This is a genomic window from Cellulophaga sp. 20_2_10, from assembly GCF_023476645.1.
Taxonomy (GTDB): Bacteria; Bacteroidota; Bacteroidia; order Flavobacteriales; family Flavobacteriaceae; genus Cellulophaga.
Genome location: NZ_JAMCOJ010000013.1, coordinates 3750 through 17724, shown reverse-complemented (window position 1 = coordinate 17724; position 13975 = coordinate 3750). Strand labels below are relative to the sequence as shown.

Annotated in this window: 16 protein-coding genes; 3 read left to right on the top strand and 13 right to left on the bottom strand. The window is 29.6% G+C overall.

Features of this window, described 5'->3' with window-relative positions; translation table 11 throughout:
* The first annotated feature begins 239 nt into the window (after positions 1–239).
* On the top strand, positions 240–1283 hold the full coding sequence (locus M4I21_RS16720) for a flavin-containing monooxygenase (protein WP_249560372.1): 1044 nt from the start codon (positions 240–242) through the stop codon (positions 1281–1283).
* Between the two features lie 3 nt (positions 1284–1286).
* Here the strand turns inward: M4I21_RS16720 and M4I21_RS16715 are convergent, their stop codons facing one another.
* The 6 genes from M4I21_RS16715 to M4I21_RS16690 form a co-directional block, all read right to left on the bottom strand.
* Entirely contained in the window at positions 1287–2084 is a 798-nt protein-coding gene (locus tag M4I21_RS16715) for a hypothetical protein (RefSeq protein WP_249560371.1), read from the bottom strand.
* A gap of 197 nt (positions 2085–2281) precedes the next feature.
* A complete protein-coding gene (locus tag M4I21_RS16710) occupies positions 2282–2758 on the bottom strand; it encodes a hypothetical protein (protein WP_249560370.1) in 477 nt (158 codons plus the stop codon).
* Between the two features lie 139 nt (positions 2759–2897).
* A complete protein-coding gene (locus tag M4I21_RS16705) occupies positions 2898–3299 on the bottom strand; it encodes a hypothetical protein (protein WP_249560369.1) in 402 nt (133 codons plus the stop codon).
* A 347-nt stretch (positions 3300–3646) separates the two neighbouring features.
* Positions 3647–4438, bottom strand: a complete 792-nt coding sequence (locus M4I21_RS16700; RefSeq protein WP_249560368.1) for a hypothetical protein — start codon at positions 4436–4438, stop codon at positions 3647–3649.
* Positions 4439–4468: 30 nt separating this feature from the next.
* A complete protein-coding gene (locus M4I21_RS16695) occupies positions 4469–5044 on the bottom strand; it encodes a hypothetical protein (protein ID WP_249560367.1) in 576 nt (191 codons plus the stop codon).
* Positions 5045–5068: 24 nt separating this feature from the next.
* Positions 5069–5662: an imm11 family protein gene (locus M4I21_RS16690; protein ID WP_249560366.1), complete on the bottom strand. Its 594-nt coding sequence runs from the start codon at positions 5660–5662 to the stop codon at positions 5069–5071.
* Positions 5663–6104: 442 nt separating this feature from the next.
* Here M4I21_RS16690 and M4I21_RS16685 point away from each other — a divergent pair, with 442 nt between their 5' ends.
* Entirely contained in the window at positions 6105–6497 is a 393-nt protein-coding gene (locus tag M4I21_RS16685; protein WP_249560365.1) for a hypothetical protein, read from the top strand.
* Positions 6498–6579: 82 nt separating this feature from the next.
* On the opposite strand, the gene M4I21_RS16680 is transcribed toward M4I21_RS16685, so the two are convergent.
* On the bottom strand, positions 6580–6732 hold the full coding sequence (locus M4I21_RS16680; protein ID WP_249560364.1) for a hypothetical protein: 153 nt from the start codon (positions 6730–6732) through the stop codon (positions 6580–6582).
* Positions 6733–6765: 33 nt separating this feature from the next.
* Positions 6766–7263, bottom strand: coding sequence for a TPM domain-containing protein (locus M4I21_RS16675; RefSeq protein ID WP_249560363.1), 498 nt, complete (start codon positions 7261–7263; stop codon positions 6766–6768).
* A 234-nt stretch (positions 7264–7497) separates the two neighbouring features.
* Between M4I21_RS16675 and M4I21_RS16670 the strand changes: the two genes are divergently transcribed.
* Positions 7498–8091, top strand: a complete 594-nt coding sequence (locus tag M4I21_RS16670; RefSeq protein ID WP_249560362.1) for a leucine-rich repeat domain-containing protein — start codon at positions 7498–7500, stop codon at positions 8089–8091.
* Between the two features lie 230 nt (positions 8092–8321).
* On the opposite strand, the gene M4I21_RS16665 is transcribed toward M4I21_RS16670, so the two are convergent.
* The 5 genes from M4I21_RS16665 to M4I21_RS16645 all read right to left on the bottom strand — a co-directional run bounded on the left by M4I21_RS16665 (position 8322) and on the right by M4I21_RS16645 (position 13812).
* Entirely contained in the window at positions 8322–8921 is a 600-nt protein-coding gene (locus M4I21_RS16665; RefSeq protein WP_249560361.1) for a GNAT family N-acetyltransferase, read from the bottom strand.
* Between the two features lie 326 nt (positions 8922–9247).
* Complete coding sequence (locus M4I21_RS16660; RefSeq protein ID WP_249560360.1) at positions 9248–10588, bottom strand: hypothetical protein; 1341 nt, start codon at positions 10586–10588, stop codon at positions 9248–9250.
* 491 nt (positions 10589–11079) lie between these two features.
* Positions 11080–12639, bottom strand: coding sequence for a hypothetical protein (locus M4I21_RS16655; RefSeq protein WP_249560359.1), 1560 nt, complete (start codon positions 12637–12639; stop codon positions 11080–11082).
* A gap of 130 nt (positions 12640–12769) precedes the next feature.
* Positions 12770–13300: a hypothetical protein gene (locus M4I21_RS16650; protein WP_249560358.1), complete on the bottom strand. Its 531-nt coding sequence runs from the start codon at positions 13298–13300 to the stop codon at positions 12770–12772.
* A 182-nt stretch (positions 13301–13482) separates the two neighbouring features.
* The gene (locus tag M4I21_RS16645; protein WP_249560357.1) at positions 13483–13812 is read right to left on the bottom strand and encodes a hypothetical protein; all 330 of its coding nucleotides are present in this window, start codon (positions 13810–13812) and stop codon (positions 13483–13485) included.
* Positions 13813–13975: the final 163 nt, after the last annotated feature.

Here is a 13975-nt window from a genome sequence, read left to right as displayed (position 1 = left end):
TTTATCATTCTGAATATTTTTTATAGAAATAACTCTTATCCCTAATTTTCTTACAATTTAAAACTATTTTTTATAGTAAAAATACGTATTTCTGTAATTGTAGCTAAATAGCATGTACTTGTTAATTTTTATAGAGTTACAATAAATGTCACATTTTAACCAGAACTAAAATTAAACACAGATCTACTAGCTAGTCCTACTTTTGTTTCTACTTTTACATAAAATTATAAAAGGTTTAGATGTTAGATTATGTGGTAATTGGTGGTGCACAAGCTGGGTTAGCTATGGCGTACCATTTAAAAATGATGAAAAAAGATTTTGTTGTTCTAGATGGCGAAAAAGAAATTGGCGCGTCTTGGTTAAATAGATGGGACTCTTTAAAATTATTTACTCCAACTCAATATAATCACTTACCTGGTTTAAAATTTAACGCTGCTAATGGGCATTACCCAACCAAAGTTGAGGTTGCCAATTATTTTAAATTATATGTAAAAGAGTTTGCTATACCGGTACAATTAAACACATTGGTTACTGCGGTACGCAAAACAGAAAAGGGCTTTTTTATTACCCATAAAGATGGCGAGCTAGAGGCTAAGAATGTAGTTATAGCTACAGGGCCTTTTCATACACCATATACGCCGCCTTGCAATACAAAAATAGCAGACAGGATATTACAAATGCATAGCAATTATTACAAGGGTGTGCATCAATTACAAGATGGTGACGCCTTAGTTGTTGGTGGCGGGGATTCTGGATACCAAATATTAAACGAGATCTCTAAGGACGCCTCTAGAACTGTTTATTTCTCTGGAGATACTACCGTAAAATCTATTCCGCAACACTTTTTGGGTAAAACAATTTGGTGGTGGTTTACCTTGGTAGGTTTTTTAAGCTACAGCAAGTATAGTTGGATCGGAAAAAAAATAAACTCGTCTACCCAACCCGTTATTGGTACAGATGTTAAAGAAATTCTTTCTAGAAAAAATGTAATAACGGCTGGTAGAACAAAAGATGCCTTGCAAAACGAGATTGTGTTTGAAACTAAAAAAGTCTCTACCATTAAAAACATTGTATGGGCAACCGGCTATAGACCCAATTTTAAGTGGATCGAAGGGCTAGAGCTAGATGCAGATAGTTACCCTAAAAATTACAGAGGCGTTAGTAATATTACAGGCTTGTATTTTATTGGTTTACCGTGGATGTTTACACGCGGTTCTGCAACTTTAGGCGGTGTGTCTAAAGATGCTAGTTACTTGGCGGCTGTTATGCAAGATAACGAGTAGTTGCTAGTCATTATCAGTAGATTTATGGTTTAAACGTTCTATAAACTTGTCTACATTAAACTTAATATCGTCTTCACCAATTTGGTCAAAAGGGTTTTCTAAATGTTCTTGTATGTTTTCTAAACTAACAAGGATCATAGTTAAGAGTATAGGAATTACAAACTCTAATCCCCAAGACATCTCTTCTGCCTTAAAAGCAAAATAAGGACCGTAAACAATAGGGAGTACTTTTATAAATAAAGAACTAAAAGCACGTAATGTTCTTGGTGTTCTGTATTGGTAAATGTGTTTTATAGACTCAAAAGAAATCATCATTTTTTGTAAATATTGATTTGTTCTAGAGCATTCACCGGCAGACAAACCTTCTCCTCTTAACTCGTGTTTTATGTACAGAGAAAAGTCTGAGAAACTGTCGTACACACGTTTTTCGTTCTCTATTAAATCTGACTTTGGACTGGTAAACATAATTTTAAAGTTGCTAAAAAAATCGTATATTATGTTGTTCATCTTTGTAACATTCTCCGGTTTTGGAGCATCTATCCAATCTCTAGAAACAAAATATATAGCACGTAAGTAACCTTTAATAGCAGCATATTCTTTTAAAGCGGCTTCTCTTCTTTTGTATGCACCACCAATAGAAAATACAATTGGGAAAATAATAGACGTAGCAACCAAGGTTAGCGGAAACTCGGCTTCATATTTAAAATGAATACATATTGCTGTAGAAATAACAGCTAATCCAGAAATTAGTAAGGTTTGAAGATTTACAATTAGAAGAAATCTTTTAATGTGAAGTTTCATTTTATAGAATTCAATAACGTGCTAGCGTATGGTTAATTTAGTATTTAAACGCCTAATTTAGGAAATAGAAACCAAATAGAATACGTGCTACAATTTTAGCAGGCCTCCTTTTGCTACATTATTACTTAAATAGGGTATTTATTGTTTTATGGTATTTCATTTTTTAAGAAGATTAGGGACTATGTTGTGTTTTGGTTTTAACGCTCCCAAACACTATAGTTACTAAAGCTCCATTCTCCATTTTCTTTTATGAGCTTTCCGCTGCAACCAGCGCCTTCTATTTTGTAATTGAGTGCAAAATAAGTGATGTCTTTACCTATTTCTATTTTATTAAATACGACATAGTCTTTAATTCCTTCTTTTTCTAATTCGGACATCGATAGTATGCTAACCGTTTGCCCAAATTTATGGAGGATTAAGCGTTTATCAATTAGTTTAGACTCTAACACTTTTACAGGTAATCTTTCTTTTAATTCTTGATGGTAAACCCATTGAAGTTCAGGAAGGTCAAGTATTTTTTGAACAATTATTTGAGTCTCATTAAAAGCTGGTTGGGAAATTGAGTCTTTGGTATAAGATAGATTTTCTACTGTAATTTCTACTGTATTTTTTGATGTGTTTTTACAAGAAGTAAATACTAAAAGCAATACTAAAACACGAACTATATTTTTCATTTTGTTTGTTTTTATTACTTCTTTATTCCATATAGATTTTACTAGTAAGAACAAGAATTCTTTTTTTATAAAAATCAAGTTCAAGATCTTCTTCTGTTAGTAGTTTTAAAAGCGCTACAACAAGTGAGTTAGGCGAATATTAATTGCTAATTACTTTCTCAAAAGCTTTAAAAGTAGTGTTGTTGTACTCTTCAGATGCGTTTTTAATTATTTTCTGACATTCTCTAGTTTTATCACTGTTTGGACTTTTAATTGTTTGTAGTTCTGCTATAAATAATTTAGAAGGAACTTTGTTTAACCCTTTTCCGTCTGCAAATTTTTGCAAAAGCTGTAAGTAACTTTTTCCCCTTAGGTCCGTTATTATTTTTTCCTTAATTAGTAAATTTTGGTAAGAACTAATTTTATTTTTAAATGCTATTCCATTATCAGAAAAAGCCTCGTAGCTACATGCTGTAAGTGCATTTTCAATTCTATTATTTTGTGCTATACAAGATGTTATAAAAAAAGCGAATAGGATGTTTAGTAGAATCTTTTTTTTCATAAGTTACCTAAATTATGTCACTGTTATTTTTAAGAAGTAAACACAAGATTATTTTACAACTTGTATTTGTGTACACTAAAAGTAGCGGTTTTACCTTTTAAAAAGAAAGCCAAAGGCATAAGCGTAGACGTAAAATATATATTCGTTCTACAATTACAAATGTGCTAAGTTAAGTTTAGAGTTTGCTCTAAAAATAACCTTCATTACTTAAGTTTCTGGCTGATTTACTGTTCCCTCCAATTTAACTTCAGTTGCTGTAAAACATTTACTTTAAGTACAATAAAGCTTTGATGTTTGCAAATAGGCTTGAGCTAGACAATTAATTATACTCCGTTTTTGCAGTAGATTTATTTCGCGAATAGTTTTTTCCAAAGTCCTACTTTTTCCTTTTTTTTAACAGGAGCAATATGTGTTACTTCATATTTAGCTTTTGATGCAATTTCTCCTTCAGGTAAATTTTTCCTTTTTTCAATTTCAGCAAATTGTTCCATAGCAGCTTGTTTATAAAGCAAAGCACCGCCTACATCGCAATTAAACAAGTTAGAGTAGCAAGCAGAATCATTTAAATCTATTGGGTTTGGCTCTACAACTTCTGTAGCCTCTAATAGTCCTAAATTAGAATCTTTTGCAAAGTTTAAGGCTTTTAGAAATTCATTAATTCTATTGTGAGAAAACAAGTGATCTAATTCTTTTTTAATCTCAGGATCGCTGTTGTAATCGTTAAGCAGCTCAATTACTTTGTTTTCTGGAATGTAAACACCAGAACAATAATTGTTAACTATACGATTATTTACATTTGTGGTCAGTTTATCATTTGGTATAATGTCTCTCCAATTTTTAAAATACTTTTGTAGTGATGAGTTTTCTGAAAATGAAAGGGCAGCACCTCTAGTGTAGAAATATTTTTGAAAAAAACCTTGAACAACAGCAACATAATATCCGTGACGCGTATCAAATACAGCATCTTCTTTGGTTTCTAACCCCACTTTAATAGTATCTGCGTACTTTTCTTTATAAAAGTCTTCAATGTTATTTTCTGATGCTAATTTTTCTAGTAGATCTTGGTTTTCTAACACATCAAAATACCATTCGTTTATTTGTTTTTCAGATATTGGATGATAACTTATATCCCAGCCCATATTTTTATGTTTTTACATTGTTGTATGTAGTTACTTTTTACTATTCAAGTATTTTTCTAATGCTTTTTTTAAATTAACAGCCATTTCATAATTCATTTTAGAACTATCAAAGTCTATTTTATTTTTACTACAAAACTCCGTAAAATGCACCCAACATGTAGTATTGAATTCCGTGATTTCATCATACCCTTTTAAAGGGGTGATTTTCTGATTTAAAATTCTGCCATTTTTAATTGTGTAGAGTATTTTAAACGTCCTCAGTCTTCTTCCAAGAGCAATATCAATATAGCTACTGTACTCTTCTATGGTTGTTACGGTATTCTCATCTGTAGATTCTAAGCTTATTAATTTAATTTTAGATTCTATTCCTTTTTGAAATAGAATAGTCTCTTTTAGGTGTTCTAGATCTTTAATTTCTAAACTTCCATCAACAAATGTTTCCTTGTAACCTTTATCAACCAAAGTTATTATTTTTGATGTTTTATAATTGTTTCTAGCTTTAATGTATAGTTTAATAAGAGCCTCGTTATCAGGAGTGTTTTTGTTTATGGGGCAAAAACTAGTAAGCGTTATTATAAAAAATAGTGCAGTAAAAAGGTTCTTCATTAGTTTAGTATTTCAAGATTACTATTAACAACTATAATAAGAGATTTCTTTCCAGGAAATACCTGTAAACCCATTAATATCAATCTCTTTTGCTAGTTCTTTACTTATACATGTAACATCGTACAAGCCTTTTACTTTAAAGATTTGAATATGAGCAGGAACACTTTCATCAAGCAAGGTTAGGTCCTCTACCGTATCATACATTTCGGTATTTAAACTATCTACCTCTAACTCTGTTTCATCTTTGTCTATGGCATCTATGACCTCTGTAGAGTGTAATAAAAAATAATGCGCTATCACAGCTCCTTTATGGTCTAACATGGCTACAGGTATAAATTCCAGATTGGGTATGTTTTTATTTTCAAGGAAAACTTTTAGCTTTGGGGATATAGGAATAATGCTCTGAGTATTGCCAAAGCTATCTAACATATGCAGATCATTTGGGTAGTCAGGATCTGCAGTAAATTGAAGATTATCTGGCATATCATGGATAAGAGAAACACCCATTAAAAGGCGAAGCATACGCTCCATGTTTAATAACTTTTTAGGAACATACGCACCAGGAACATCTTTAAAATTCCAGATAGCAAATCTTTCAGTCATTGTCTTATTTTCCATTCTGTTTTTTAGGGTTTACTTAACGGTTTTGGTTTTTTGCTAGTTACTTGTTTTAAGTACTAAAGTTAGTAAATTGAAACCAAGCAATTAATTATACAAACGTTAGCAACTTTTTTATATGCAGAACTTTTGGTTACTTATACTACCAATATGGCAGGATATGCGGAAGTTTTGTTCCGTTAATTATTCTGTATATTTTTTAAATAGAAAAAAATAAAATGTATACTTGGTTGTAAATTCTATGTGTTTGGTATACTACTATGGGTATTTGTACAATTAAAATGTAGTGTTGTAAATAGGAGTAGATCTTAACTCTAAAATGTAGTATAAAATAGACTATTTACATACTAGCTTAAGTCATTAAGGCAGTTAGGAATTTATGAATTGAATTATTAGTGTTACTTTTGAGGCTCCAAAATATATATCATTTAATTTATAGTTTATGCCTTACCAAGATGTGTTTGTTGTTTTCTGGGAACAAGTAAAAGAAAGTGTAAAAGAAGGTAACTTTGCCAAATTAACTATGGCAAAAACTATAGGTAAGCCAGACTTAAAAAATATATTTGTTAGACCCGTATATTCTAAAAACGGTTTTACAGTTTTACTTAAATTTAGGTACAGGTCTAGAGAAACTGAAGACGTGGAAGAGGAGCTTACTTTAGATGAGGCTTTTTTGGTTTTAAAACCGTATTTAAGAAAGTCTTTCTTTTCTGTGTTGTTATTTACAACTACTAAAGATGTTATTTTTAAAATAAACAAAAAGGGTGCTGGTAGTATTACAGAGAGTTTACCATCTTTCCAGAACGTTACACAAGCGCAGTTAGATCAAGAATAGATCGCTCTTGTTCGTTTTGTTGTGTTTTAGCAGGTTTACTATCTGCTGGCAGGTGTTAGTGTATTTTTTAGGAGATTGTCTTTTAAAAGGCTTGTAATGCAATTCCTGTTCCTATAGCTATTTTTTTAAGTTTTGATGATGTATTAATTAATCCAAATACTAGAAAAATTAAGGAAGTTATAAGTAATATACCGCCAACAATGGTAAAGAATAAGAAAAGTAAAGTTTCTATCATAGTATTTTTTTTAGGTTGCTTAAGAAAAAGAGGCTACTCCCATTTTATAATTAATTCTGTTATGCCTTTTTCAATTCCGCTATAAAAATCACCTTTTTTAAATTCTGGTAGTATTGTTTTTTCTAGTACAGTTGTACAAATTTCATTGGTTAATACTAGTTCTGTGCCTGTTCCGGTGGCTATTGCCATTTCTCTACAAGGTGTACAGACAACTATTGTTAGTCCGTTATTTTTTTCTGCTGTACCTACTCCCCAATGGTTACCTAAATCGGTAGCATATTTCTGAATGTTGGTATAAGGACTTATACTGTCTACTGTTATTACTACAATTTGTCTTGTAGTTTTAACATCGTAATCGTAAAGAGTTTTTGCTAATTGCTTACGTTGTAGTTCCGTAAAAATTTTACTGTAGTCGTTTATAATTCCAACCGATTCTGGAAAGATACTTTTTTTAGTCTCTTGCGCATTTCCCTTGCAAGAAATTAATACAAAGGTTACAAGTAGAACTATTATTTTAACGGCAGTTTTCATCTTAAATTTGCTTTATAATAGAGCTTGTAATCTTCTGTTTTGTGCTGCTCTAGTAGTGTAAATTTAAACTATTTGTTTTTATATGTATTAATTACCCAAAGTTGCGAATACAAAAACAATAGCTACGAAAACAAATTGCTTTTTGATGACTTCTACCTTCCGTTTATATTAGATGCTATAAAAGATATTTTAGACCCAAAAGGGGTGTAAATTTTAATATAAAATAATAGAACTATGGAACAATCAGATTCAGTTAATAAAAATTACTCTTTTAAAGAAGTTAATGATGGTATAGCAATTATAGATTATACAGGGGAAGCTAAAAACATTAGTATACCAGATTACATTAATGATAAGCCTGTACTTTATATCTATAAAGAGGCTTTTTGTGAAAAAGGAATTGAATCGGTTATATTACCAAGTTTATTAGAATATATAGGTGAAGATGCTTTTTATGTGAATGAATTAAAAGAAATAATAATACCTAATAAAGTGAACAAAATTGGTGGTGGTGCTTTTGGGAGAAATAAAATTGAAAAACTTGTTATAGAGTCTGATATTGAGTTTTTACCAATGTTTTGCTTTGTTGGTAATGCACTTACTAGTTTAAATTTACCAGAGACTGTACTAGATATGGCTAACGATTGTTTTGCAGAGAACGACTTTGTAGAACTAACAATTCCGGAGCATTTAACAGAAATACCAAAGGAAGGTTTTGCAAATAATAAAAAGCTTAAAAAAGTTACGTTACCAGCAAAGTTCGAAAGCTATAAAAACAGCATTTTTTATGGTTGCGATATAGAGAATATTACATTCGATATAGTTTAAGTTGTTATAACAATACGCTTGGGTTTGGTTGCCCCTTACATTTTAAAAAAAATATGGTTGTCCAGAAATATTAGGACAACCATATTTTAGTTCTATGCTATTGGGCATACTCTTTTTTGACACTAAGTTCTTTGTAAAACTATTTGCAGTCAAGATTAATTAAAAATGTTGTTCTAGCCAGTTGTTACTAAAGCTAATTTTAGTTGTTTTATAATTACGGCACTAATTTTTTAATAAGTTTCAAATTCAGAAAAGCGTTCTTCCTTAATGGCAATCCATTCGTTTTTAATGATACTAAAATAAACATCGGTTCTACTTTCTCCGTTGGGTGCAATGTAGTTATTTCTAAAAACCCCTTCTTTTTTAGCGCCTAAATTTTCAATTGCTTTTAGAGATCTTAAGTTCTCTTTATCGGCACTAAACTGTATTCTTCTAAACCCTATTTTTTCAAAACCATATTTTAATAGCTCGTACTTGCAGGCTTTGTTTATACCGGTGCCTTGAAACTCTGTTCCATACCAGGTCCAACCAATTTCGCATTTCTGGTTTGCAGTATTTATATTGCCGTATCTAGTGCTCCCTACCACTTTATTAGTTAGTTTGTCTATAACTAGAAAGGGATAGCATAAGCCATTGTTTTTATCTTTAATTGTTTTGGAAATGTAATTTTTAAAACCCTGTTCGTTGTTTATGCTCATACCCATAAACTCCCAGATTTCTTTATCAAAGATTATTTCTTGTAGCTCTTCATTTCGTTTGTCCTCAAAAGGGAGCAGTAGAACACGATCGTTTTCAAGCTTAATTTTTGTCTTTAGTAGTTTTGGTTTCATTTTTATTTAGATATAACGGCTTTGCGTATAAAGCGCTAACTTTTTGAATTAACACAGAGCCAAAGTTTTATATTTTGTTTTTAGCTTATCAATTTTTGAAGCCAAATTTTAAAAGATTTGACATACCCGGCAAAGTACACTAAAATTTATAATAAGTACCAAGCCCTCTATTAATTATAGCTGTTGTAAATAAGCTTTTTATAATCCAAAACAAGCCCTAAGCCTTGGAACCAAAAATTTCAAGACCTTATAAAAACACGAAAACCTTTTGCTTAAGCCTGTATAGCCTATTCATTAGTATGCTTTAAATTTTTGCACTTATATTTTTAATCTGAATCTAAGATGTAAACACCATCTATTAATTTTATTTCCGAATAATAGTTGTAATGGTTATGGTGCTGATATGCTTCTGTAAGTGTATACTTATTTTCTACTTTTTCAAAAATAAAAAAGATAGTCTCAAGTATTCCTGTATCATCTTGAGTCCTGAACTCATTTTCTAGTATGATTTTTTTTCCTACCTTTTTTAATGTGAATGTTTGATGACTGCTTCCTATTACGTATTGATCTAGTTTAATTTTAAAGGTGCTGGCAAATTCTTTATTAAAAGTAAGATTGTATGCTACCTTTTGCTCAAAATCTATTTGATCATTAATAACAAAAGATTGATGAAAATCGCATTGGCCATAATTTTCAAATGTCAAATTAAAAACAAGTGGCTCTGTTGGTATAGGCTCTTTTCTATTGTATTCATAGTCTATATATTTGGGAGTTACAATAATGTTTGCCTTTGGTTTTAAATTATGTTTTGTATTATAATCGTTTAAGTAAATTCTATTGTTATTTTGTGCGTGGTTGTTCCATAATTTTTTGATATCAATTAAATCATTCTCCCCAATATTCAGTAAAGTATCTAGACTATAAGTTGTTCTTTGATTTCTGTAAAATTTATCTGAGTATAGGTTACTAATCCTTAAATTATTGTTTTCTATTTTAAAATATATAAAAAAGGGTTCTAAGGTTCTTCCAAAACTGGAGGTAAAAATACCGGTGTCGTCGTTCTTTTTATCTAATGATACAAACGCAGTTAATTCTTCATTTGCATAAGATGTACTGGTGCCTAAATTTGCATAGGTGTAAAAACTAAACTCCTTATTGTTGGTTAAATTTTTTACATAAAACTTAGCTTTAGTAAATATAGAGTCTCCTGTTTTGTAATATTCTATGAATTCGCCAGTTGTTATTTTATAAGTTTTGTTTTTTAAAAGGAGCTGATTTTTTCCATTAGACCACTTTCTAAACAGTATAGTATCTTTTTTCTTTACAGGAACTATATTTATAAATCTGAAGTCAAATCCTTCGTTTAGACTATCTGTTTCTTCAAAATAGCTTAAAGTTTCTATTTTGCTATAATCATAGTCCTGTATAAAGGTATCTTTTTCAAAAAAAAGGGTTCTTTCAATCTTTTTATCACTTAATATTTTTAGAGTGTCATTGGTTATGGTAAAATGAAGATCTTTTTTTGTATTAATATATAACATCTTACCAGCCCAATCACGTAACGAAATTTCTTTTTTCAGATAGTCAATTTTTGATAAATCTTTAATTTCACCTAGATTATTATACACGTGAAAAAAGTATCTCTTTTGTGTGAATAAATTTTCCATTAAAAAATTATAGCTAATAACAATATTATCCCCTTTTTTATAACATCTAAAAAAAACTTCATGGAGGTCATAGAGTTTAAACCGAAAGTGATTAGGTGGTTTTATCTTATTTTCGAACAGTAAAGTGTCATATAATTTTTCTGATTGCTCTCTTTGATTTTCAAAGTAACGAATTACTCTAAAATTGCTATTGTCTATAGTTAAAACAGAATCTATAGCAAGACTTTTATGATCGTTTTTACTATTATGAATAGTACGACTAGAGAAAAAAAATAGTAATAGTAAAATGGCAAAAAGATACCGCATATGTTTGTCGCTGTTTTTTAATCTCTAAAATGGTATTCTCTAATTTTGATGTAACGGATCAATAGAAAGAATAGATAATAATTTGTTTTTATCTTACTGCTACATTTAAATATAAGGAACTTAAGCCAGAGGATAAAGCACTATTGTTTCTGTTTATTACGTAGCTAAATATAAATACTTTACTTTTAGTTTAAACGGCTAAAATATTTTTTATGCTCTTCGCTGGTAATTTTCCAATCATTATTTTTAAATGTGGTTTTTTTAAATTGCACAGAATTATCATAAGCCCCTTTTAAGAAGAAAGAAGAACTATCTTCATAAACATCAAAAATTTTATTACTGTTTATGTTACAACTGTTGAACTGTGCATTCCTTTCTTTTCTGTAGTCAAAGTTTAAGAAAGCTCTTTGAAAGCTGTTATTACTGATTTCACAGTTTTTAAAATAAACATTACTGGATAAAGGCTTGTTTTCAAAGCTTTTTCCAAACCCTAATAGCTTTTTGGTTTTGTTATTGGTAATTAAACTGTTGTGAATACTAATTTCTTCTCTACCATGAGAACCACTACCTTCATCTCTTTTCATTTGAATAATTGATTTACAATCATTATTCATAATCTTTACATTATTTAAAACAATATTCTTTGCAGTATTTAATGCCAGCACATTTTTTTGAATATTAGTAAACGCAGCGTTTTCAAAACGTATCCCATTGTCATTATATATATTGTTAAGGTCAGCTCCTAAAAAGGCTCCATTGATATTGCAATTAATAAATTTACCATATCCTCCACTTATTCTAATAGCAGAAAAACCGTAATAGTCTTTGTTCAGGTTCTCTTCTTGCTTTTTAAGGTCTTCTTGTCTAGTTGGATAATAGAAGCAGAAATTCTTGAACACAAATTTTTCAACGTCTAACGTTTCTAGCAATGACTCCCCGTATCTATAACAGGTGAAATATACACGTTGCTTTCTGCCAATAAATTCAACGTTTTTAAGATTTCTAAGGAATAGAGTGCCAGATTGAGTGGAGACAAAGTGGTCATTAATATTAAATATTTCTTTGTGGTACAATACTTTGTTCTGGTGAAAATTTAAAATAGCAGCATCAATTAAAAAAACTCTATTTGATTTTAAGTTTAATAGTAAACTAATTTCATCAGTAACCACAACAGTGTCTTTTACAGGTTTAATACCTTCGTTACTTTGTTTAGACCATTTTGCTTCAAGTTTCATACTCTCAAGCATCTCTTGTCCTGGAGATTGATCTTTATACCTGTCTTTAAATGAGTCTAATTGTTCTTTTCTAAAAACTTGATATTCGTCTATACGTTCTTGTGTAGATTTACGGAGCTCTTCTGCAATGTTTTTCTTTATTTGAACCTCCGTTAATGAATCAATTTCAGCATTAATTTGAGTTTTTAATTTAGATTTGGTATCCGATAGAAAACTATTGAATACAAATACCTTTTTATTATGTAATAATGTACTAACCCATTCGCCATTTAAAGAATTAGCCCCATCATTAATTTTTTGAAAAACACCTGAGTGTGATTCTATAATTAGCTTATCATTAAAATTGAATTTGCCGATTTTTTTACCGTTAGGTTTATCTCTATAATTTAAACCTGATTCGGCATTAACGTATTTAATTTCCGTTTTAGTGCTTTTTACGTCTTTACAATTGGTTAAAAATAAAGTCAATAGTACTAAAATATAATTTTTAAAGAGTATTTTTTTCTTCAATTTGTAATAGAGTTTTATGATTTGCACTTGGCACTTAGGCTATGGGTAATTCGTGAATTAAAAGCAGTCAACTTTTGATTAAGAACTTAGCCAAAAACCCATTTTTTTTATGCATTTTTAGCAAGCATTATTATTCAATAGTAGTTTCATTGTTTTCTATTTTTAACTTTGTTAATTTTTCTTTAATTTTATTTTCTTCAACTCCAATTTTGCTTATAATCCTTTCTGATAGTTCTTTAGTAGTGTCATAAGTAACTATTACTTCCGTTATTTTTGGTTTATTACATTTTACATTGTAAAGATTTCCTTTTAATATTAATTCTATTTCTGATTTTGATTTAATTGTAATTATATCTGTTTCAGTTTTTTTTATCACTCGAGCTTGAGTCGTTTCAAAGGGATATTGAACTTCGCATTCATATTCGACCCTAAAAAAATCCATCTGAAATCCGTATTTGTTTGAAGGTTGTAATATTGTTATGTCTTGGTCTGAATTATTTTTAATTACAATATATAAATTAATAGAGCCATTACTATTATATTCTGTTTTTTCTGCTTTTACTTCTAGCGTAATATCTTTATTATCAATTTTTTTCTTATTTTTTTGAATTGTGAAAGAAGTGAAAATTAAAAGACAAAACATTAATTTTATTGTTTTCATATAGTTTGTTTTAATAGTTGCTAACGTTTTTATATATGTCTTGTTGCGTTGTTCAGGAACTAAATTAGTAAATAAATCACAGATAGAAAGTCCGCGAGTCCCTACGCTTCTGTATTCGTGAATAGGCTAGAACTAGTAATAAATTATTTATGGTGTTAGCAGTAGATATTTTTCATTGACAATCAATTTTGTATAGCGTCTAGAATAGGTTGTAAAATATAATTTCCAACTAAATACCAAACAGCAAATAAGAATGGAACAATATGAATAATAGTCCAAATGGATTTATTTTCAAATTCAGATTGATTCATTAAAAACTTATAAAAAGAAAATATAATTATAAGTGAATACGGAATAATAAATATCATAAATCCAATAGTGTTGTATCCATCTGCAATACCATTTCCCATTGCATCACTTCCTCTTGTATTTGGTGTGTATAAATAAATTAGAACAATAATTATAATAGCTACTAGTCCAAAAAAAATAGAATACTTTAATAGATTTTTCATAAATGACTAAATATATATTCAAGGTTATTATTCATAATTATTTTTATTTTCAAAAATATTTTTAAACCTTGATTAAGGTTTAAATCTAATTATTGAGAGAATATTTTTTTAATCATTCATTGTTTTTAGTGACTTGGTTTTAATTAATGCCAACGCCCTGCTA